Source organism: Paenibacillus sp. FSL R5-0341 (genome assembly GCF_037975235.1).
Lineage (GTDB): Bacteria > Bacillota > Bacilli > Paenibacillales > Paenibacillaceae > Paenibacillus > Paenibacillus amylolyticus_A.
Genome location: NZ_CP150241.1, coordinates 798,634 through 821,028 on the forward strand (window position 1 = coordinate 798,634; position 22,395 = coordinate 821,028).

Annotated in this window: 21 protein-coding genes; 14 read left to right on the top strand and 7 right to left on the bottom strand. The window is 46.1% G+C overall.

The features are described 5' to 3' along the window. The first annotated feature begins 32 nt into the window (after positions 1-32). Both ilvA and MKX75_RS03715 read left to right on the top strand, forming a co-directional pair. Positions 33-1,325, top strand: a complete 1,293-nt coding sequence (gene ilvA / locus MKX75_RS03710) for a threonine ammonia-lyase IlvA (protein WP_339168452.1) — start codon at positions 33-35, stop codon at positions 1,323-1,325. Continuing rightward, a complete protein-coding gene (locus MKX75_RS03715) occupies positions 1,325-1,927 on the top strand; it encodes a GNAT family N-acetyltransferase (RefSeq protein ID WP_339168453.1) in 603 nt (200 codons plus the stop codon). The genes ilvA and MKX75_RS03715 overlap by 1 nt, the downstream gene beginning before the upstream one ends. Before the next feature lie 156 nt (positions 1,928-2,083). Here MKX75_RS03715 and MKX75_RS03720 read toward each other — a convergent pair whose 3' ends face one another. Then, a complete protein-coding gene (locus MKX75_RS03720) occupies positions 2,084-3,052 on the bottom strand; it encodes a hypothetical protein (protein WP_339168454.1) in 969 nt (322 codons plus the stop codon). Between the two features lie 318 nt (positions 3,053-3,370). Here MKX75_RS03720 and MKX75_RS03725 point away from each other — a divergent pair, with 318 nt between their 5' ends. Both MKX75_RS03725 and MKX75_RS03730 read left to right on the top strand, forming a co-directional pair. Continuing rightward, the gene (locus MKX75_RS03725; protein ID WP_339168455.1) at positions 3,371-6,529 is read left to right on the top strand and encodes a copper amine oxidase N-terminal domain-containing protein; all 3,159 of its coding nucleotides are present in this window, start codon (positions 3,371-3,373) and stop codon (positions 6,527-6,529) included. A gap of 447 nt (positions 6,530-6,976) precedes the next feature. Further along, positions 6,977-7,879 carry an AraC family transcriptional regulator gene (locus tag MKX75_RS03730; protein ID WP_339168456.1) on the top strand — a complete coding sequence of 301 codons (903 nt, stop codon included), beginning with the start codon at positions 6,977-6,979 and terminating at the stop codon, positions 7,877-7,879. Positions 7,880-7,982: 103 nt separating this feature from the next. Here MKX75_RS03730 and MKX75_RS03735 read toward each other — a convergent pair whose 3' ends face one another. Further along, positions 7,983-8,795, bottom strand: a complete 813-nt coding sequence (locus MKX75_RS03735; RefSeq protein ID WP_339168457.1) for a hypothetical protein — start codon at positions 8,793-8,795, stop codon at positions 7,983-7,985. A gap of 411 nt (positions 8,796-9,206) precedes the next feature. Between MKX75_RS03735 and MKX75_RS03740 the strand changes: the two genes are divergently transcribed. The 3 genes from MKX75_RS03740 to MKX75_RS03750 all read left to right on the top strand — a co-directional run bounded on the left by MKX75_RS03740 (position 9,207) and on the right by MKX75_RS03750 (position 11,416). Beyond that, positions 9,207-9,440: a hypothetical protein gene (locus MKX75_RS03740; protein ID WP_339168458.1), complete on the top strand. Its 234-nt coding sequence runs from the start codon at positions 9,207-9,209 to the stop codon at positions 9,438-9,440. A gap of 256 nt (positions 9,441-9,696) precedes the next feature. Further along, entirely contained in the window at positions 9,697-10,527 is an 831-nt protein-coding gene (locus MKX75_RS03745) for an alpha/beta fold hydrolase (protein WP_062836226.1), read from the top strand. Positions 10,528-10,630: 103 nt separating this feature from the next. Then, a complete protein-coding gene (locus MKX75_RS03750; RefSeq protein ID WP_339168459.1) occupies positions 10,631-11,416 on the top strand; it encodes a class III extradiol ring-cleavage dioxygenase in 786 nt (261 codons plus the stop codon). A gap of 170 nt (positions 11,417-11,586) precedes the next feature. On the opposite strand, the gene MKX75_RS03755 is transcribed toward MKX75_RS03750, so the two are convergent. Then, positions 11,587-11,799: a hypothetical protein gene (locus MKX75_RS03755; RefSeq protein ID WP_145152891.1), complete on the bottom strand. Its 213-nt coding sequence runs from the start codon at positions 11,797-11,799 to the stop codon at positions 11,587-11,589. Positions 11,800-11,961: 162 nt separating this feature from the next. Then, a complete protein-coding gene (locus MKX75_RS03760) occupies positions 11,962-12,501 on the bottom strand; it encodes a DoxX family protein (RefSeq protein ID WP_215078003.1) in 540 nt (179 codons plus the stop codon). 338 nt (positions 12,502-12,839) lie between these two features. Here MKX75_RS03760 and MKX75_RS03765 point away from each other — a divergent pair, with 338 nt between their 5' ends. From MKX75_RS03765 to MKX75_RS03785, 5 genes are all read left to right on the top strand, one after another. After that, positions 12,840-13,913: a DUF3048 domain-containing protein gene (locus MKX75_RS03765; RefSeq protein ID WP_339168461.1), complete on the top strand. Its 1,074-nt coding sequence runs from the start codon at positions 12,840-12,842 to the stop codon at positions 13,911-13,913. 319 nt (positions 13,914-14,232) lie between these two features. Next, positions 14,233-14,850 (top strand): DUF47 family protein, encoded by a 618-nt coding sequence (locus MKX75_RS03770; protein WP_062836231.1) that lies wholly within the window; start codon positions 14,233-14,235, stop codon positions 14,848-14,850. 14 nt (positions 14,851-14,864) lie between these two features. Next, a complete protein-coding gene (locus MKX75_RS03775; protein ID WP_062836232.1) occupies positions 14,865-15,854 on the top strand; it encodes an inorganic phosphate transporter in 990 nt (329 codons plus the stop codon). A gap of 349 nt (positions 15,855-16,203) precedes the next feature. After that, on the top strand, positions 16,204-17,163 hold the full coding sequence (gene corA, locus MKX75_RS03780) for a magnesium/cobalt transporter CorA (RefSeq protein ID WP_076333421.1): 960 nt from the start codon (positions 16,204-16,206) through the stop codon (positions 17,161-17,163). A gap of 128 nt (positions 17,164-17,291) precedes the next feature. Further along, positions 17,292-17,753 (top strand): DIP1984 family protein, encoded by a 462-nt coding sequence (locus MKX75_RS03785; protein ID WP_339168462.1) that lies wholly within the window; start codon positions 17,292-17,294, stop codon positions 17,751-17,753. A 403-nt stretch (positions 17,754-18,156) separates the two neighbouring features. On the opposite strand, the gene MKX75_RS03790 is transcribed toward MKX75_RS03785, so the two are convergent. Then, positions 18,157-19,245, bottom strand: coding sequence for a DNA alkylation repair protein (locus MKX75_RS03790; RefSeq protein ID WP_339168464.1), 1,089 nt, complete (start codon positions 19,243-19,245; stop codon positions 18,157-18,159). A 133-nt stretch (positions 19,246-19,378) separates the two neighbouring features. After that, the gene (locus tag MKX75_RS03795; RefSeq protein ID WP_339168466.1) at positions 19,379-20,017 is read right to left on the bottom strand and encodes a tyrosine protein kinase; all 639 of its coding nucleotides are present in this window, start codon (positions 20,015-20,017) and stop codon (positions 19,379-19,381) included. A 456-nt stretch (positions 20,018-20,473) separates the two neighbouring features. Here MKX75_RS03795 and MKX75_RS03800 point away from each other — a divergent pair, with 456 nt between their 5' ends. Next, a complete protein-coding gene (locus tag MKX75_RS03800; protein WP_017690665.1) occupies positions 20,474-20,764 on the top strand; it encodes a YerC/YecD family TrpR-related protein in 291 nt (96 codons plus the stop codon). Between the two features lies 1 nt (position 20,765). Next, on the top strand, positions 20,766-21,551 hold the full coding sequence (locus MKX75_RS03805) for a CbiX/SirB N-terminal domain-containing protein (RefSeq protein ID WP_339168467.1): 786 nt from the start codon (positions 20,766-20,768) through the stop codon (positions 21,549-21,551). A 126-nt stretch (positions 21,552-21,677) separates the two neighbouring features. Here MKX75_RS03805 and MKX75_RS03810 read toward each other — a convergent pair whose 3' ends face one another. Beyond that, positions 21,678-22,247 (bottom strand): TetR/AcrR family transcriptional regulator, encoded by a 570-nt coding sequence (locus tag MKX75_RS03810; RefSeq protein ID WP_076333417.1) that lies wholly within the window; start codon positions 22,245-22,247, stop codon positions 21,678-21,680. Positions 22,248-22,395 lie beyond the last annotated feature (148 nt).

Here is a 22,395-nt window from a genome sequence, read left to right on the forward strand (position 1 = left end):
GCTAGACCATAAAAGCGGAGTGTGGAGACAACATGAAACCAGTTGAACAAGAACCAACGGGAACCACAAGTCCCGGTCGTGCCAGTGTTGGCATGGAAGATATCGTGCGCGCACATCATGTGCTGCGTGAGGTCATTGTAAGAACGCCGTTGCAGCGGGATGCTGTATTGTCGGCCAAATATAACTGTAATGTGTATCTGAAAAGGGAAGACCTTCAAGTGGTGCGCTCGTTCAAAATTCGGGGCGCCTATAATATGATTCGCAGTCTGACACCAGCCGAGATGGAGAAGGGTATTGTCTGTGCAAGTGCGGGCAACCATGCTCAGGGTGTTGCTTTTAGCTGTAATGCACTCGGAATCAACGGCAAAATCTTCATGCCGAGTACAACGCCGAACCAGAAGGTGAAGCAGGTACGACGCTTTGGAGGAGACAACGTTGAAGTGGTGCTGATCGGGGATACGTATGATGATGCATACGCAGAAGCGATGCGTGCATGTGACGAACAGGGTATGACGTTCATCCATCCTTTTGATCAACCCAAGATTATTGCAGGTAATGGTACGGTAGCGATGGAAATCATGGAAAGTCTCGATGAGAATGCCGACTATGTGTTCGTTACGATTGGTGGCGGTGGGTTGGCAGCCGGCGTGGGAACCTATATGAAGACCGTGAGTCCGGAGACACGCATCATTGGTGTTGAGCCACTCGGGGCAGCTTCCATGAGTGAGGCGATGTTCCGTAAACAGGTTGTTACGCTGGATGATATTGATAAATTCGTGGATGGCGCAGCGGTGAAACGGGTCGGTGATCTGACCTTTGAGATCTGTAGTAGCGCACTGGATGATATTGTGAAAGTGCCAGAAGGCAAAGCCTGCACAACCATTCTGGAGCTATATAATGAAAATGCGATCGTTGTCGAGCCTGCCGGTTCCTTGGCTGTTGCGGCGCTTGAGCAGTATCGTGAACAAATTGTGGGCAAGACGGTGGTCTGCGTTATTAGCGGTGGGAACAATGACATCGACCGGATGCAGGAGATCAAGGAACGTTCCCTGATCTATGAAGGTCTGAAATATTATTTCATGGTTAATTTCCCGCAGCGTGCAGGAGCTTTACGTGAATTCCTGGAGGAAGTTCTAGGGAAGAATGATGATATCACGCGATTTGAATATACGAAAAAGCATGATAAGGAAAATGGCCCTGCCTTGGTGGGGATCGAGCTGATGTACAAGGAAGATTACCAACCACTCATTGAACGTATGAACCGCAAAGGTATCGCCTATACCGAGCTGAACAAAAATCTCAATCTGTTCAACATGTTAATCTGATGAATCATTCCAGTATGCAATCAGATCACCAAGAAACATCTCCTCTGATCAGACCTGCGCGTATAGAAGATGCAGATCGGGTCATTCCGTTACTGTATCAGGCGATAGGGGATATTGCATATGCGCTTGCGGGTGAGGCGGATCATGAGAAGGCGATGCAGATTTTGCAGGAGTTCTATGTACAGGAAAACAACCGGATTAGCTATCGTCATGTAACGGTGATGGAGCAGGATGGACTAATCGCGGGGATTCTAGTGGCCTATGATGGCGGTGAAGCGGATCTTCTGGATCAGCCGATTCTGAATCGTCCTGGACGAAATCAGGATGAGAAGTATACTTTGGTCAAAGAAACCCGTCCTGGTGAGTATTATCTGGATACTCTCTCGGTAAGTGAAGCTTATCAGGGGCAGGGCATCGGCCGGGCACTGATGGCTGCTTTTGAGCAGCAGGGCAGAGATCTGGGTCACTCGCAGGTATCCCTGATTGTAGAGCGGGACAACGGACGTGCGTTAATGCTGTACGAACGGCAGGGATATGTCAAAGACGATGTGATTGTCATCGCAGGACATGAGTATGATCATATGGTCAAACCGATTCAATAGAGCAGGGAGCTGACGGGTTCAGACAGTTTTTTGACTATAGAAACAAGAAGAAACCGCCACAGGGAGAATCCTGTAGCGGTTTTTGTCGTGGTGATATGTTGGAATTGAGCCCGAGTTTTGGCTTGGCCCGAATATTAACTAGGGGAACGGATTAACTCAAAAATTTGCATAATCGCTGACCGGGATGTTCTGCTCCAACCATTTCTCGACAGCAGTCGTTTTCTCGAATTTGGCGTCGGTGACGATATCCATGAACTTCTCAAGTTTGGTTAGGAAGGCACTATCTTCAGATGAGTTACGTTGTAAGACAGCTTTGTAACCTTTCTGGGCATTGGCAGTCATTTTATTCGTTTCATAGTCAAATAGAGGCGTATTATTCAGGCCATAAAACGTATATAAGGTATAGTTATTCATCAGGTTGTTCACTTGTTTTACCCGATTGGACTTCGAATATTCGTCCAGGAATCGTTCCTGATTCATAGCGCGATTGAGTATTTCCTGATAGCCAATGACCAGTGCACCATCATCTGCGGCAAGGTTACTGGTTTCGACTGCCATGATATTGATGTATTGTTTGATGTCAGGTTTCACGTACGAGATATATTTCTGAAAAGCCATATAATTCATGATCGGATAGAGGGAACCTTCCAGCATGACCAGGCGATAACCGCTATCCCGTGCTTGCTGGAGCAGTGCACGCAGACTGGCGTCGTTGGTGCGGCTCATCAGTTGGGTGAAGCTATCATTCCACTTGTAGGCCTTGATCATCTTGTCTTGAACATTAGGCACCAGTAGACGGTCCGTCATGGCTGTTAACGCCTTATTGCGGGCATTTTCCAGTTGTAAGACCATCAGAGTTGCATGATGAGTGGTGACTTGATTGATATGAGATTCGAGATAGGTATCTGCGGCAGGTAAGCCGTTCTTTTTGTAGAGCATGGACTGAAATGTTTTATATATGGTTGTTGAACTGGCAGTCGTGACTTTGGTATCTGTACTGGAAGATGCGGCAGCAGCGACTCCAGATAATGGAGCTACGGTCGTTTGGAGCAGCATGACGATGGCGGTAGCTGTAATGAAGGTGCGCATGCCTTTACGTTTGGCAGAGTGGAACGATGATGTCATAGATATGAACCTCCCGTAGTTAAGAAAATGATAGGCGTTGTTCACTAGTCACTATACATTAACCCAATTGGTGCAGGATGTGGTTGCGGAATGGTGACAAATTCTTCTGTTATTTTTAACTTTTGGAGGGTGGAAGATAGAGGAATATTTCTGCGAAAATATTTTTTGTACAACTGGAAACTTTTAAGCTGATCGGAACGTCTTAGTTGTGCATAGGTAAATACAGGAATTAAATGAAATGAACAGCGAAAACTATTTCGATGTTAACTAATTGCGAGAATGGGGATATGGGAGATGAGGAAAGCGGGAGGAAAACAAGTGAAGAAGGTCATGTCAGCGCTGGCTGTATCAGCTATGCTGATGTCCGCACTTCCAACGTCGGTTATGGATGCAGCTGCGAGAATCAGTATATATATTAATGATGCAGAGTTATCATCTGCTCAGGCACCTGTCATGAAAGGTGGACGCGTACTGGTTCCACTTCGGTCGATTTTTGAAGGATTGGATGCGAAGGTACAGTACACCAACAGAACCAAAACGATTGTTGCAACTCGCGACGATCAGGAAGTTACGTTGACACTCGGTTCCAAAACGGCATACATCAACGGGGAAGCGATCTCACTGGATGTACCTGCGAACACGATCAAGGGCAACACGATGGTTCCCATTCGTTTTGTCAGTGAAGCTTTTGGAGAGAAAGTATTCTGGAACTCGCGCAATCAGCGTGTAGATATCAAGACAACGGCAACGCCTCCAGTGGATGAGACACAATATGCTGCATGGAACATCTATGGTTCGGTATCCGGAAGTAATGGGGATGGTCGTGATCTGACCGTGAGCTTCACACGTCCAACTTCAGAGAGTGCAGTATCTGCGTACCGAATTATGCTGGTGAAAACTCGCGATGTGAATAGCTTCACGGAGTCCTCAGCAACTGCCGTACCTGCTGCGAACTATACATCCGTTACACCGAATGGCAGCAACCCGAAACTGACGCTTAATGCACAGACGCGTGACGTAAACGGGGATTTGCTCAATAGCAATGAAACGTATCGCCTGTATGTACTGACTGTTGGAAACAGCAACAATAATTATAAAAATGCATTGAATTGGTCTTCCCAAGCATTGAAACTTAATAATGTGAAATCCACAGTACAGGCGGTTACAAGCCTGCGCGCTGCAGATATTAGCGACTATGGCGATGGCCGCGATCTGGAGATCAACTTCACGCAGCCGAGCACGACATCGAATATTACGTATTATCGTGCTTTTGTAGTCAAAGCGAAGGACTCCTCCGCATTCAATCTGGCTGCAGCGAACAAGGTGTCCAGTGCAAACTCCACGATCATTTACAAAGGCAACACTGCTGCGGTCAAGAGCCAGCTGACTTCTTCAACACGGGATACGTCAGGCGAATTGATTAAAAGTAACACAGCGTATGTTGTCTACATCCTGTCGGTAAGTACGAATGAAGCAACAACAGACAGCAAGTTGTCTGCAGCATCATCTTCACTTACGCTGTCCGTGAACACAGCAACGTCTCCAGTAATTACACAGGTTAGAGATAACTCCGATTATGGGGATGGACGTGATATTCAAGTGAGTTTCAACCGCTCATCGGATGAGTCCAAGGTGGCAAACTATCGTGTCTTCGTGGTGCGTAACTCGGTTGCCAGCAGCTTCAATTTGGCGACAGCAAGTAACCTGTCCTCCAGTCTGTACTACACAGTGAACAAAACTGGTAACAACATTACAACGACTTTGCCTTCATCCATGAAGGACACAAGTGGCTATAACGTAACGAATCTGCAAGATTATCGCATCTTCGTGATGGCTGTTGGCAATCAGCAAAATGGATACACCAATGCGCTGTCTGCTTCCTCCACTGTGCTGAGACTGACAACGAACGGTAACGCGGGAGTGATTAGCAACCTGGCTGTTGCGGATATCAGCGACTATGCTGATGGGCGTGATCTGCGGGTTTCTTTCAACAAAGCTGCGGATGAATCCAGAATCTCTGCTTACCGAGTATATGTAGTTCGTTCCGCTAATGTGGGTAGCTTTACGCTAAGCGCAGCTAATGCATCGAACAACTACACGCAGGTGAACAAAACGGGTGGTAACCTGTCAGTTACACTTCCGAATGCATATGATACAAGCGGTTCTAAGGTCCAAGAAGGTGTTAGTTATCGTGTCTTTGTTGTATCGGTGAGCAACAGTGGGAACGCTAGCCAAAACGCAATATCAAGTTATTCAGCATTAATCACATTATCCAAAACTGCTGCGTTGACTGCACCAACAAGCATTACAGCAACAGATATCGGCGATAATGGTAATGGTAGTGACATAAGTGTGAAGTTTAATAGATCGGCGAATGAGACTAATGTTCATCACTACCGTGTATTCGTGGTAAAGAAAACGAATGTAAGTGGATTTGATCTGGCAGAAGCGAATCGGAATCCTAATTTTACCCTCCAGAGTAAAAATGCAGGAAGCGGAGACTACATTTTGACTTTAGAGAATGCTAAAACGACAGATGGTACAAATATTCGTAATGATGAAGACTATCGTATATTTGTACTGGCGGTGAGCAATACCGGTACTATTTCGAATGCTCTATCTACGGTTTATTATGATGTTAGGTTGTCTGTAACTAGTGAAGTTGGGAAAGTTACAATTACTAACGTTGAAGTTAAGAAAGAAGAGCAAGCTGCAGGTAATGCTACCGATGTAAAAGTGACATATACAAAACCAGTCCCTGATCAAGCCATTGGACGTTATGTGTTAATGGTAGTACCTGCATCTACAACTTTCGATCTAAATGCGGCCAAAAAAACTGCGAAATCCAGCAATTCACTCGATGTTTCTACAAGTACAGTTACAGAACTTCCTATTTCTTTATCCGATAGTAATGGTGACGAGATCAAAGCTGGAACATACAAGGTTGTTATTTTATCCGAATCATCTGATGGTAAAAGGGAATCAAATATAACTACGTCGACACCTTTCATAATTAAAGCAAAAAAACAGGAAGCAACGACTGTCGATAAGGTAATAGATCTAAAAACAACTGTAAGTACTTCTTCCATTAATATAAGTTTCACTAAGCCAAATGAAGTAGGCATCGCTCGTTACGATGTGTATATCATTAAAGAAGAGAGCAGCTCAGGAACTACTGGGAGAGTTTTAACAGATGTTAGTGTAGGTGGTACTTCTTCAGGGACAGCAATAGTGGATATTGGAAATTCCGCCAATGATTCAAATAATATGGCTTTTGGAGCGGGTAAATACAAAGTTTTGGTAGTCTCAGTGGTGAGTGAGCCGACGAAATATACATCTGTCAGTGCAGAAGGCACATTTGAGATTTTGCCAGCTTCTTCTGGCAATGGTCAGGGAACTGACAATCCGGGCGCGGGAAATTCAGGTGGTAATGGCACTCAATCATCTGCTGCAGACCTCTCTACGCCAGGTTCATGAATCCGGATAGACAAATGCGGTTGAAACGCATACTGGGTAATTAATTTTTAGGAATTTAAAGCCATTAACTCCCTTTCCAACCGGAAAGGGAGTTTTTAATATTCCCGCGTAGACACCGCTTAACATCCTCGCGGCAATTCACTTGATAAAAAAATTGTCGCCAAAAAGGTTCCTAAGACCATTGTTACATCGTGAACAAATAATGGATAATAAAGGGAAATTGGCTATATAGATTGAACTTACATTTACACGAAACGGAGAGGACAGAAATAACCTGAGGAAGCGAAGCGTGCGCCTTTATCCCCGGATTTTACCTTTTAAAAAAGGAAAACCAAAAAAAATCTGGGGATAACAGCGATCGGAAGGTTGTTCTGTCATCGGAGTGGCCAGTGTAAATATCTTTAGTTCACTTTATGTAGAAGCCTATGAGCCGAAAGGAATGATGGAATGCTTGCATTTCGTTTGACGGGTCTGCCGGATTCCCGGTTGCCGCTATACCTGTATTGTGTGGGCACGCAGGAAGAGAAAGGTCTGCATAGACCGGATGGATTTCCGGTGTATCAGTTGTTTTTGTCACGCGGTGAAGGGCAGTTTAGGATTCCGGGAAAAGGAACATGGACCATGGGAGCAGGGCAATTATTCATCGTGGAACCCGGAGTGGCGCATGAGTATGTGCCGCATTCGAAAACAAGCGGTGAACTGGGCTACATCGGTATTGGCGGTGTATCAGCTGAATCGGTACTACAATCCACGGGTTTGCTTCAGATCGAGCCGTGCCATATCTCCGGTTTTGAAATCATCTGGTCACGAATGACCAATCTCTGGCACGCGCTGGATCAAGGAGCAACGGAGATGTGGAACACATCAACGCTGATCTACCAACTCATTCTGGATATAGCGCAATCTAAAAATCCCTCTGATGTTGGTAGCGTAGGTATTGGATCATCTACGGCGCAGGGCGAGACTATAACATACTCTAATCGAGAGTCTGATCCGGGCAAAGATGCACTCATCCGAGCAGTAGCATTGATGCATACACATTATCAGGACGATCTGTTATTGAAGCATGTAGCTGACGCGGTGGGTTACTCGGTGCAGCATCTCAATCGGTTATTTCATCAGCATTATGATGTCACAGGGCATCAATATATGCAGCGATTACGTTTGCAGAAGGCTTCAGACTGGCTGGATAAGCATCCAAGAGCTAGTGTAAGGGAGGCAGCAGAGACTGTAGGCATGGAAGTGAACTATTTCATCCGGATGTACAAGCGGGAATTTGGAGAGACGCCAGGCAAGGGAATCAAACATCGCAATCAGCTGCAAATGGAAAAAGACCTCACGAATTCGTGAAGCAAACACGTGCCCTTTTTTCGCGTGAATATTATCAGAAGGATTAATTGGGTCAGAATATAAAAAGGGACCCAAAAGGCCCCTTAATCGTCCATGTATCTTGTTATCCTGTTTTCTTTGTTCCAAAGAAAGGACGTAACGTTGCAAGTCCAATAACTCCGATCGCCGCGCTCACCCACGGAGCCAGTGCAAATACCGGAAGCTTATCACGCAATGGATACCCCACAAACAGCACGAGTACCACGATTACGATATAGATGACGATTCCCTTAAGGTTAACCCTAGGTACGGTGTTCTTGTCCGCTCCTTCATCATCCGGTCGCTCTGCAAGGCGGCGAAGCATCTCAACCAGAGCAATTCCGCCAACTGCCGCAACGATTAGAGAGAAAAGACTAATGTGTTGGAACGGTTCCGTATCTCCGCCAGTCCAACCCACAAACAATCCGGCACACCCCTGAATTAACATGACGAATGACAAAGCCGCCCAAGCGATCATGGCATACCACTTCGGTGTCCGTTTCACTGGCTCTGGATTCTCAGTTGGCTGCGGTTCTGCAACGTTGGCTTTCTTTTTCGCTGAAGGGGATGGACTTGTAGCACGGGTTGGATCGGATTTACCCACCTCAACGGCATCCGTCTTCTCCGGTGCTGTATTTGTTACCCCGAGCTGTGCAAGGATGTCTTGCTCCAGATCAGGTCCATATAGCTCGCGAGCGGGCTTATTATCCTTCTGAGCCTGCACGATCGCTCTTCCTGCGGAGAGAATCCACTCTTCCTGTGTTCTCTCGTCAGCTGGCGCATGGCGCGCTATTGTGCTGATCTGGTCATACAGTTTTACATTTTCAGGTGTCATCCGACTCATCTCGGTTATTTGCCGATTCTGTATTTCTTTAAGCTTCTTGTAGGAAATCCCCAATGATTGCTCCCCCTGTCTACACACGTTCTGATCTCCCAATATATGAAGACCCTGACGGTATTTTAGTATACGGGAAGGGCTCTCGTTTCGCAAAGTCATTCCTTATAAAAAAGCTGCTCATGGTGGACCCATATCCATACACAGGCCAGTATGACACAGGTGCATAACAGCACCAGTTTTCCGTGATGTTGAATCCATTCCAGTAGATGTCCCATGAATTCATTCCTTTCGGCAGAAGGATTCCGAGGCACATGCTGCCTATAATTGTTGGTTTATTTTTCCCGATTCATGTAAAAAAATACCCTCACATCATCCAGTTCTAACGATTGTGTGAAGTATGCATAAAGAGCAGTCGATTCCATCACAATAGTAGCATTTCCAACAGAAATCCGAGATTGGAGTGTGCTTGTTATGGATAAACAAACAGATTTGACGCGGAAGCTGCTAATGAACAGCAACTCCCGTGGAGTGGTGGACGAGGTTGTATCCTTTGAGGAGAACCTGGAGGATACGGAGTATGCAGAAGAGCTGACAGATGGCAATCTGAGGGGAAGAAGTTTCTGGGACAACAGTGATTCCGGTCACGAACATGAATGGAATGGACGGGTGGAGACCCATGAGATGTTCCGTAGAAGCTACGAATAGCGATCCTTGACCCAAGCCGTTTGAAGTCCAGAAAATATCCGGGCCAGCTGTAACCAGCTTGGCCCATTTTTTTGCGCTCATCTACCGATAAAATGTAGACTGGCAGTAGAGTTACAAAGGGTTCTTACTTACGTTGACTTGAAGGTTGCGGGATGATAATATATTACTATCATCTTAATGCACACTAAACTTATCGGATTATATATATTTAATAAATAGAACATCGACAGGCTTCGTATGGAAAGGGGAAATCGGCATGGAACGTCAGATCAGTATCCGTCATGGACAGGAAGAATTAACAGCCACGATTCATTATCCGGTTGTGAAAGATATCAAGGAGGAGAAGAGTCAGCAACGAGTACCTCTGGCCGTTATCTGCCACGGCTTCGTTGGTAGCCGGATCGGCGTGGATCGTCTGTTTGTAAAGACTGCACGGGAGCTTGCCGAAGACGGTTATCTGGTACTGCGCTTCGATTACATCGGTTGCGGAGAGAGCAGTGGTGAGTATGGAGCAGAGGGACTGGAGTCGATGGTGCTACAGACCCGCTCGGTGCTGGATTACGCGGTGAATTGCAGTGATGTAGATCCTACGCGCGTTACACTAATTGGTCATAGTCTGGGTGGTGCAGTTGCATTACTAACTGCTGTGCGCGACAAACGTGTCAAGAATCTGGTTATGTGGTCCTCTGTAGGTTATCCATTCAATGATATCGTGAAGATTACGGGGCGGGAAGTATACGATGAAGGCGTGAAACTGGGGGCGGCTGACTATCTCGGATACAAATTCACACCAACCTTCTTCGAGTCACTCGCTGAACAACAGCCATTCCAGGAAGCAGTTAAGTTTAATGGCGATGTTCTCGTCGTGCACGGCACGTCAGATGAGATTATCCCTGTAGACTACGCATTCCTGTATCAAAAGGTATTTTGGATGCGCCAGGAAGGCCGTTGCGACAAGGAGATCATCTTCCAGGGCGATCACACCTTCTCTTCAGGTAAAGAGCGGGAACAGCTGATTACGCGTACCAGAGAGTGGCTGGGTGAACGCCAGAAGATCGAGCAGGATTGGCAGCACTGGATGATATAAATGGCAGGATTGCAACTGTTTGGGGATGTCAGCTTGGAAAAGCACCTTCTTAGGGGTAAAATAGAGGAGTAAGCATTCTATCCGTGTCTGGAGGTTGGCAGCAATGACATTACCCGCACTTTTCATTGCGCATGGTTCTCCCGCTCTGGCGGTGGAGAGCAATGACTACACTCATTTTCTGAACCAGCTTGGAGACAGGCTGCCGGCTCCGAAAGCCATTGTCGTATTTACGGCGCATTGGGATTGTCCTGAACCGTCCGTGACGATGGATGATACACATCAGACCTTGCATGATTTTTACGGATTTCCCTCTACGATGTATACCATGGAATACCCTGCATCTGGGCAGCCAGATCTAGCGAATGAGATATGTGCTTTGTTCACCCGCAGCAATCTGGCGCATCAGCCGATTCGAGGTCGGGGCCTGGATCATGGCGTATGGGTACCGCTGCTACATATGTACCCCCAGGCTAATATCCCCGTGATCGCCGTATCTGTAGACTCGCTGCGTACGCCGCAGGAACAGTATGATATTGGCCGAATGCTGGAACAGCTGCGTCATGATGATGTGCTGATCATTGGCAGCGGTGGAACGGTTCACAATTTGCGATTGCTGGGCAATACGGATGAGCCGCAAGAGTGGGCAGTGGAATTTGATAACTGGATCGGGGAGCGCTTGGAGCAGTGGAACACGAGAGAGCTGTTTCAATATGAGAAAAAAGCCCCTCACGCACGCACGGCAGTTCCGTCTTATGGTACAGAACACTTGGCACCTTTGTTCTACGCTATGGGGACAGCGGACATGTCCAGATCAGCGAAGCGTCTATTCCAGTCTTATCCTTACGGAACGCTCAGTTTGAACTGCTGGCAGTTTGGAGACGGCGTGTAACTTGGAACAGACAACAGCCTGATTAATGGCTAACTAGTTAGATTTGTATGGATAACGTGGGTTAGAGTATACGATTAAAATAAATAAACAAAAAAAGGTTTCTGTACCCGCTTGAGGGGCTACAGGAACCTTTTTCGATACCAGCTCTAATTTATTTGTGCAATAGGCCCTTATTTACGGATTTCAAACAATTCACAGTCTGTACGCGAATGATAAGCGAGTTCACTGACACTGGATTGGACAACCACGGTGTTGCTGTCAAAACGGATAATGATGCCACCGGAGTCAATCTGGTGATTATCTTTGAAAACTCGAACCTTATGCTTCATATTCATGGCTTCCTGAAAGTCCGCATCAGTCTCAAGACGGCGCTGGGTCGGCATATCGTGTACTCCTTTGATGTTCAACTTTATGTTTATCATAATACGGTTTTCTGTGACAGGGCAAGTCAAGCGGGGGCATCCGGGCTAATTTTGAAAGCAAAAAGCCCTGCTCTCCGGGGGATGGAGAGCAGGGCTGAAAATTTGATGAATGATTGCTATTGCTTAAGCTGTTTTTTGAGTAGGGCTAATCGTTGGTGTGTCTTTAGGATGATTGCCTTTGTTGCGAGTGATCAATCCGCGAAGGTAAGGCAGTACCCAGTGATCCAGACCGATTTTACCAGCATTTGCACCAGCAACAACTAGGAAGATTTGCATCAGAACCAGTTGAGCGTTCGTGCTTACTGTACCCGAGAAGAGGAACGCGAAGTTCATCACGAGAGCCATCAGTGCAGCCAGTGTTGTGAAGCATCCGAGTATGAGTCCTACACCTACAAGGAATTCACCGAGCGGGATGATGAAGTCGAACAATCCTGCGTTTGGTACAGCGAATTTCTCAAGGAATGTTCCCCACCATGCTTGAACTGTAGGGTTTTCACCCGTTGCTTTGCCGACTGCCCCAGCGAGGAACCCGCCAGCTTGGAATCCGCCGGTCAATTTGCTCCATCCGTGAGTCATCCAATCGTAACCGATATACACCCGAAGTACTGTCAAAATCCACATTGCTACTTTGTTTTCTCTAAGCCATTGGTTGAAGCTGAACATATGAACCACTCCTTCATGGAATCTAGTGTGTGTTGTTTTTGTTTTTTCTAAGTGATCACCTTTGATGTCTTTATTGTATAGTTCAAAAGTCGTTTTGTTTGTGATTAAAATCACAATCTAGTTCAAATTTTAAGTAAGGTTTGAGAAGTTCACATTTAGGACATATTTTTCTGACGATATGCTGTTTCAAATGTGAATTTAACGCTGTATCAAGGCCTCCTGGGCGCAGACAAATCAGATGGTGTGTGATTAAATGGAAAGAAATACGTGAAATGGTTGCCTACATGAGACATATATCACAACTTAGAACCAGGCCATATCGTTCAGGAGGTCCTATATTGAAGCTTTTTAAATGGAACAAAGCTGCATCAGCTGCATCCCTGTGTATTCTCGCATTGAGTCTAGTTGCCTGCCAAAACCAGGAGGTGGCCCAAATGCCACTTCAGCCAGAACCGACTCCAGCACCTGTGCAAGAAGAACAGAATGTGGAGGAGCCAAGCACGTCTCTTTACACAGCACCACTGACAGGTCTTCCTGTAGATGAAGCGATTACGCGTCGACCACTCGCCGTGATGATTAATAATGCTCCAGCAGCTCGGCCCCAATCGGGTCTGAGTTCAGCAGATATCATTTTAGAGGTCCTCGCAGAGGGAGGTATTACCCGTTTTATAGCCATCTTCCAGAGTGAAGGCGCTGCTGAGACGGTCGGACCCGTACGCAGCATACGTCCATACCTGATTGAGCTGGGCGAAAGTTATGATGGTGTACTTGTTCATGCCGGAGGTAGTCCGGAGGCTTATTCCATTTTGCAAAGGCAGCAGAAACAGCATATGGATGAAATATCGAATGGCGGGCCTTATTTCTGGCGTTCCTCTGATCGTAAAGCTCCACATAATTTGTACACTTCAGCGGACAAGCTGAGAGAAGGGGCAGATATCAAGGGATACAGTCATGACTTCAAATCTCCGGTATACATCTATAACGAAGACGGTGCGACATCAGCAGGAGAGACGGTGAAGCAATTTGATATCCATTATTTATTGGATAGTTACCGGGTGACGTATGATTATGATGAAGTTAGCGGACGATATATGAGAATGGTGAATGGCAAGGCAGATCAGGATCTGGATAACGGGAATCCGCTTGGTGCAGCGAATATCATTGTTGCTGGTGCAGATCACAAAGTGCTCGATAGTGTAGGCCGGTTGTCCGTTAATTTGGATCAGGGCGGGGAAGCCATGCTGTTTCAGAAGGGCAAGATGATTCGTGGACAATGGGTGAAGAAGCAGGGGGATATTATCCGTTTTGTTCGGGACGGCAGTGAAGTGGCTCTTGTACCTGGCAAAACTTTTATCAGCATTGTTCCAAATCAACCGGAATTTGCGAGTCATGTCAAGCTGGCTGTTCAATAAAGTTGTATGCAATGAAAGAAAGCGATGAAACAAGTATGCATTTTGTCGCCCCAAAGACATGATATTGTACCTTTGCGTGAAAAGCAGAATGGTGTCGAATCTGAATTCTCATGTCGAATTGTAAACGCAGTGTAAAATCTCGACTTGAATTTGCCATTATTCCAAATAATTAAGATTCATTTCAGATTAATGTGATAAGAATATAAAAAAGGATCACACCTTTTGTACAAACCATGAAACAAATATGATAAGATATCAAAGGTTGTCATTTCATGTTTCATCGGTTATCGGCAATTTTTTCCGTAAAGGGGATAGGGCTATGAAGCTTAAGAAGAAGAAGGATATATTTTTTGAGACACTGGAGAACATGGCAGATACGGTTGTTCAAGCGGCAGATTATTTCTCCCAGCATGTTTCCAACCTTCAGGATGTGACTCTTTTTGCCAATGAAATGAAGAAGTACGAGTCCCAATGTGATGACTATGTTCACACAATCATTACGGAACTCAACAAAACGTTTATCACGCCGATCGAACGCGATGATATTATGGAGCTGACAACAACACTTGATGACGTATTGGATGGACTTGAAGCAACGGCTTCCCGTTTCTATATGTACCAACTGACGGATCCTGACGAATATATCGTGCAATTTGCTGAAATTTTGCGCCAATCGGCTTACGAAATTCAGAAGGCCATTCATTTGCTGTCTCAGAAAAAATTGCTGGCGATTCGCGAGTACACGATTCGATTGAACGATCTGGAAAATCAGGGTGATGAAGTATTGCGCATGTGTATCAAGAACCTTTTCGCTACCGTTCCTGATCCGATTGAATTGATCAAACGTAAAGAAATTTACGAACGTCTTGAGACAACAACGGATGCTTGTGAACACGTAGCAAATGTGCTCGAATCCATCATCATGCGTAATTCTTAAGGAGCCAGAGAATAATGGAAACAACGATTTGGGTATTAGGTATAGTCGTCTTCCTTGCACTGGCGTTTGACTTCATCAACGGTTTTCACGACACGGCCAATGCCATTGCCACTTCAGTATCGACACGGGCTCTGACGCCACGTCGCGCGATTCTTTTGGCAGCGGTAATGAACTTTGTCGGTGCGATGATGTTTACAGGCGTTGCGAAGACGATTGGGGGGAGTGTAACCGACCCCACCACGCTGGATAACGGGATCGAGGTCGTCATAGTCACCTTGATCGCTGCGATTATCTGGAACCTGGTTACATGGTGGTTTGGTATTCCGTCTTCTTCATCACATGCACTGATCGGGGCCCTTGCAGGTGCCGTGCTCGTTGGCGCTGGTTCTGACAAAGTGAAGTGGAGCGGGTTCATTGATATTGTCGGAGGTTTGCTATTATCACCTCTAATCGCATTTGCCATCGGTTATGTGGTCATGACGATTCTCAAATACATTTTTGCCAAACGCAGTCCGCATAACGTGAATAAAGGTTTCCGTACAGTACAGATTTTCACGGCAGCACTGCAAGCTTTCACACACGGTACGAATGATGCACAGAAAGCGATGGGTATTATTACGTTTGCTTTGGTAGCAGCAGGTGTACAAGATCATCTGGAAGTGCCGCTGTGGGTTAAAATCTCAGCAGCAACCGCGATGGCTCTGGGTACATCCATTGGTGGTTGGAAAATCATCAAAACAATGGGTACCAAAATCTTTAAAATCGAACCGATTAACGGATTCGCCGCCGATCTGTCAGCTGCTTCCGTTATTTTCACAGCAACGTTGCTTCACCTTCCAGTTAGTACAACGCACGCGATCACATCAGCTATTCTGGGTGTGGGTTCCGCGAAACGTTTCTCTGCTGTAAAATGGGGACTTGCTGGACGTATCATTATTACGTGGTTCATTACAATTCCAATTACTGCCGGACTTGCAGGATTGCTGTACTGGATCATTTTCTAAAAAGAGAAGTTATCCCGAACGAATTCGGGGTTACCAGACAAACTGTTCATAACTGTGTGAATATCGGGATATGTGGACAATTATACAACCAAAATCAAGAGACGCCTGTGCATGAACGTGTGGACAGGCTGGATATGTGGATAGCCATCCGTGGAATGATAAACCAAAAGAAGATATTCCTGTGGATACAGGGAACTGTGGATAGGGAAATGAGAGAAGCCAACAGGGTTGGCTTTTTTTGTTGTCGAGTTTGAATGTGTTTGTGGATATTTTGGCTACGTTGGAGACGTGCCTATGGTTAAAGTTGTACAATGACGTAAAGATACAGGACAAGGACGTGGTCTAATTTATGATTCGTACACTCGCTATTACACGAGAGCATCAAGTCTCCGTTAACGTACCACTTACACAGCTGGATTTGAACGATTACGCCTGGGTATGGGCGGATTTTAACCAGCCAACGGAAGAGGAAAGCCGTTTGCTGGATACATATTTTCATTTTCACCCCTTAGCTATAGAGGACTGTCTGCATGTGTTACAGCGGCCGAAGCTCGATTATTATGAAAATTTGCAGTTTCTTGTACTGCATGCTCTGAATCCATCCACTTTGGAAGCCGAGGAGGTGGACTTGTTTCTCGGAGCGAACTTCCTTGTTTCCTTCCATCATGGTGTATTGGAGGAAGTGGATGAAGCGTGGGAACGGTTGTTGCATCATGCACATGAACGAACCATCTGGGCGAGAGGTCCGGTGGCAGCAGCGTATACGGTGATGGACAAGCTGGTCGATCATTATTTCCCGTCTCTATTTGCCATTGAGGATGAACTGGCTGAACTGGAGAACCGCGGTGGACAAGAGTCGGTTGAAGACCTGATGAACCAAGTGTTTGACCTGCGCAGTCGATTGCTGAAGCTCAGACGAACGGTTGTACCGATGCGGGATCTGCTCTATCGGGTGGTCAATTCCCAGCATGTGCAGCGAACAGGCGAACATACGGCTTATTTTACCGATATCTACGACCATTTGTTGAAGCTGACGGATATGATTGAAGCCGATCGGGAGATGACGGCTGACCTGCGCGACAGTTATATTTCCCTGAACTCCAACCGGATGAATCAGATCATGAAGACACTCACGGTGATTACGACTGTATTTATGCCCCTCACGCTGATTGCGGGAATCTATGGCATGAACTTTGCTTATATGCCTGAGCTTCAATGGAAGTTTGGGTATGGGGCAGTGTTGCTGTTGATGTTTGTGCTTGGCGGAAGCATGGTGGCCTGGTTTGTAAAACGGGGCTGGTTTAAGTGAGAACGAGTGTAATTAGATGTTAGTAACATAAACTTGTAATAACGTGTATCCAAAGGTAAAATATAACGATATGTGAATAGATTCTGGATGAATTATCCATACATATCATTGTGGAAGGATGGGATACGATGAGATTGGCAGAGGCTCTTGTACTGCGTGCAGATGAGCAGAAGAAGATAGCTCAGCTCAAGCAACGTCTGGAACGCGTAGTCAAAGTTCAGGAAGGTGAACAGCCAGCAGAGGACCCGCAGTTGCTTATGATAGACCTGGAGAATACGATCCGGAGCCTGACGATATTGGTTAAGAAAATTAATAAGACCAATGCGCAGACTGACTTCACTGCTGGAGTTACGCTTGCTGATGCCCTTGCAGAGCGGGATGGAATCATGCAAGAAAGAGCATCCTTTAACGAAGTTTTGCAGAATGCGTCCATCCGCCAGGATCGGTACAGTCGTTCTGAAGTGAAGTATGAGCGAACCGTGAACATCGCAGATATTCAACATAAAGTGGATAGTCTTTCGAAATCTTACCGGGAACTGGATTTTAAAATTCAGGAGAAGAACTGGACCATAGACTTAATCGAGGAATAAAACTGCGTCGGTAACCCTATCCAAATGAAGCGAGCATAACCCACCAACGGGAAGTTGGAAACCTGGTAGACGCTGGGCCATGTCTAACCCACATCATCATTTAGCCCAATATTGTTACAAGAATGCGCAGCATGGATGTATCGTGTATCTTTCTAATTGTTACGACCATATGCAGGTCTTTGGATAGCGGTGAGGGTGGGTAAGGGGAATTGCAGTTTGAACTACATAAGAAGAAGGCCACTGGGCCATGATCTCAGGCAGTAATATCTGTCTGGAGATGATGTTTGCCAGGTGGCCTTTCTGATTCTTCTATAGAAGTACTAGAGGTATTGAAAGTATTGTATCCACATGTGAATAACTATTCCGCTACAATAGACTGTGTATAACTTATGATGACTTCCTTTTACTCCATTTCAAGAACAAAAGAAGTCATTGCTGCCTCTTTACCATTCACTACAATCGTTAGCGTATGCAAGCCGGCGTAATATTTTCTCGTGGTAATGACTTTGAACGATTGTTTGGTGGCTACCTTGGTTCTACCCGGCGGATACATTTTATCGGAGCATTTGAATCGTTTGGGAGCCTGCTTGCCGTTCGCCTTCATGTAGCCCATCTCATATTCAATTCTCAGCATCTGAGACTCGCCACTCTCATTGACCACATCAAAGGAAAAATGAAGATCCTCGCCAATAGCGACTGTATCGTGGGCAAGCTGAAGCTGCTCAATGTGAATGGCATCCTGCTCGTTGTAACCAAAAAGACTTAGCGCTTTGCGATGTCCTTTCTTCAGTAATGACCTGCTGGCATGCCGGACAATCCAGTCCGTGTGCGTATGTTGTCCGTACCAGGTCGTGGCTAGATCCATCACCAGTTCAGGGTGGTCTTTGGAGATGTCATTCAGATGATTGGCCACACTTTTCCGGACATAGAGGGACTCGTCCGCTTTTAACGCATGAAGAATTGGCAGTACAGGTGTTGGATCGGTGATGAATCCCTGGAGTTTAGCTCCCCATGGCAAACGGGGCCGACTACCTTCACTGGCAAGTCTGCGAATATGCTCGTTGTTGCTATCTGCCCACGCCATCATATGTTTCATGGTTTGGATCGGATAACGATCAATAAACGGGCGTACCGCGAACTCGGAGCTGGAATAAGGTGTGAAGACGGTCAGATATTTCATGGATAGCTCGTAATCTTCTGGGTCCAGTCCGTTCACTTCGATAAAATCCGGTACAAACAGATATTCAACGCCTCTCATATGGGGGGCAGCTTGTTCGATGATATGTAATGCTTCTTCATAATTGTCAGGTAGCACTTCCGTTAAGGCCAGTGTGATTCGGCGTATCCGTGCTTTGAACTCCAACTGTTCCCAACCTTCAGCGAACACTAATTCATGAAATTGCTGGGTATCCAGCTTCGGGTAGAATTGACGCAACAATTCACCGGTCCGATCGATTAATGCGGGAGTGTATTTGTCTTTGAAAAGTTCCATGGTCCGCCTCCTTTAGTTACTATCCAGTATACCTCAAATTACAGGAATAAGAACATAAGTTCCTGAATTTTCTATGTGTATTGAAGAAAAGAGTTAAGGCACCCACCTTCTATAAGGGGGTGCCTGGATGGGTTTAACCTTTGCGACTTTTGGGACGGCGCTTCGTGGAATTGGATTTGCGACGGGTTGGCGTCGTGTTGCGACGACGTGGGACATTCGTTGGTTTGTTCTGGCGCTTGCGCTTACGTTTCCGGGGAGTCTTATATTCTTCATAGTCTGCATCAGCCGCGCTGTCATTCGATTTTCCTTTTCCAAAAGGCAGAATGCCCATAACGAGCTTCATCATCGGAGCCATCTGCTGGATGCCGCCGACGACCTTCTGCATTTTGCCTATTCCACTCATGATTCCATCAATCCCGCCGAAGCGGTCGATCATTCCTTTTAACTCACCAATGTTAGCTAACGAAAAGCCGGAACCGCCTGTTGAAGCAGGCGCCTGTACCGGAGCTGGGGGGACCACCTGGGCTCCACCTCCATAAAAGTTCCCGCCAGGGACACCTTGCCCATAGGGTACGATGGCTGATGCTTCGACTTCACCAAAGCCCGGGTAATGAGGCTCTACGCCAGGATACATCGGTTGGATCTGAGTTTCATTCAAAGACCGCGGAACCACACCGGGCGGCATATAGGCAGAAGTATGTGCCTGCCGATGAGCATGAGAAGACGGACGCTGCCCTTGTGCTGGCTGGCGGTGATAATAATGCTGTGGCATGAACGATCACGTTCCTTCTATGTTGGATTTCGGAATTGCGTTCCATGAGTTACATGACAGATGAACATCATAGACCCTACTGGAACTCCCTTTTGCTATACTGTATGTCATTCGCGGAGAGACGGCGTAGGCGGGTATCCCGGAAAACGGGATATTTGCGGATTTGGGCGCGTAGACATGCTGGGAGGTATCCATACAGGAAAATGCAGTTTAGACACAAAATTGTAACAATTAGGTTGATTGAATTCCTACATAAGTAATCGGAAATATACAGGTGAAAACTGGGATATAGCGCGATAATTTCGCTAGATGTGCGCGAGGAGAGGACAATAGTACCTTTTGTAAGCGGTAACATGTATTTTTATTCTGTAGTGCGTGAAATCGGTAACGCTTGAAATACCAACTCAGGGTGAGTACAATGTAGGTACACAGTAACCGCTAGGGGATGATGATGAAATGCAGCTGAAAAAGCTAAATGATAAAAGCATTGAACAACTATTTGAGGCTATTTTGACTCTAAAAGATATTGAAGAGTGTTATGTCTTCTTTGATGACCTCTGCACCGTAAACGAGATCCAATCCATGTCACAGCGGCTGGAAGTGGCTCGTATGTTGGGCAAAGGCAATACGTATAACCAGATTGAAGCTGAGACGGGTGCGAGTACTGCTACGATTTCACGTGTCAAACGCTGCCTGAATTACGGCAATGATGGTTATAAAATGACGCTGGAACGCCTGGGACGCTAACATGAAGAAGCCGGGTGTACTCATCATCAGTCACGGTTCTCAGGAGCAGACCTGGGTGGAATCCGTCGATGACGCGATCTCCCGGTTAAATCTGCCCCGCCCGTTGCCGGTTGAAGCCGGATTTCTTGAATTGGTGGAAGGACGCCTGATCCAGGACGGTATCGACCGACTGGAAGCGCAAGGCGTAACCGATATGCTGGTTGTACCTTTATTCGTTTCATCTGGAAGTACACATGTGGATGAAATTGAATTTGCCATTGGTGCAAAGGAAGCACCTGAGCGGGAAACAGATCTGGAACCGTTCCAGGTCACAGCGCGGGTTCACTTTGGTTATCCAGTGGATAATGATCCGGATATTGCAGTGATGGTGTGGGACAAAGTCCGATCGCTCTCGCAGCAACCGGAGCAGGAAACGATTCTGCTGGTAGGGCACGGTAGTATTCATGATGGATTTCGCGAGCATTGGGAAGCGGGAATTTCCTCTCTTGCACAGCGTGTACAGGAAGTTAGTGGCATAGCCCATACGGATTATGCATTGTTGAATCCAGAGAGTGTGTACGACAAAGTGAAGTATTGGAGCGAAGAGCGGGGGAACCGAGTCATTGTGGCGCCGCTGTTTTTGAGTGCCGGTTACTTCACGAGGAACGTAATCCCGGACCGGCTGAAGGAACTGGATTATGTGTACAGCGGTGAGACGCTGTTGCCACATCCATTGCTTGGGCAGTGGCTGGAGCGCCAGATCCAGATTTTGCTGGAAAGATGTAATGAAGTTAAAGCTTCTTCTTGAAGTGATCACATCGCTCGCAGTAATGTCGCATCAATTGATTTGAACTCCATAGCTTCATAAACAATTAAACCACGTCGAAGGACGTGGTTTAATTGTTTGTTGTAGATCACTTGAACGAGGATTAAATTATCCATTAATGGGTGCGTGTAATTGCAAATGTAGCTCCAGTAGATCTATTAATTGGTCAACGATCTCCTCGGCCGGATAAGGCATGGAATTCATAATCCACCACTCCAGAAGACCGACTGCAGCGGAAGCAAGGAACTGTATGGTAATCTCTTTTTTCATACCCTCCTGAATGCCACAGGCATCCATTTGTTCCTCCACTCCCTGGACCAACAATTCCATCAACTTACTACGGAATGCCGGAATCCCTTTTTTGGTTAGAAGTGTGGTATAGGTAGAGGCATGCTGTTCCAGATAACGGAAAGTTCTGAGCAGCGCATCCTTGGCCGTAACGGGTGTTGTAGTAGAGGTTTCGATCATGCAGGCATCCAATAACTGCTGCAAATAGGTCTCAATGCATTGATCCAATAGGTCGAACTTGTCTGCATAATGCAAATAGATCGTTCCACGGTTAACATTGGCTCGATCAGCAATCTCATTTATCGTAATTTGCTCAAACTCTTCTTCCGTCAATAACTCCACAAAAGCTTCGATTATCGCATTTCGTGTCTTGAGTACTCGTCTGTCCATGGCCCCTCCTATGATGGTTTTCAACAATAAGGAATCATTCGTTGATTATTCAACAAAAACAGATATTTTAGCGATTGAAGCACGCCAGTTGCTTTGATACTCTTATTTTATCAACAAATGTTCATAAAGCAACGGATATTGATAAAAT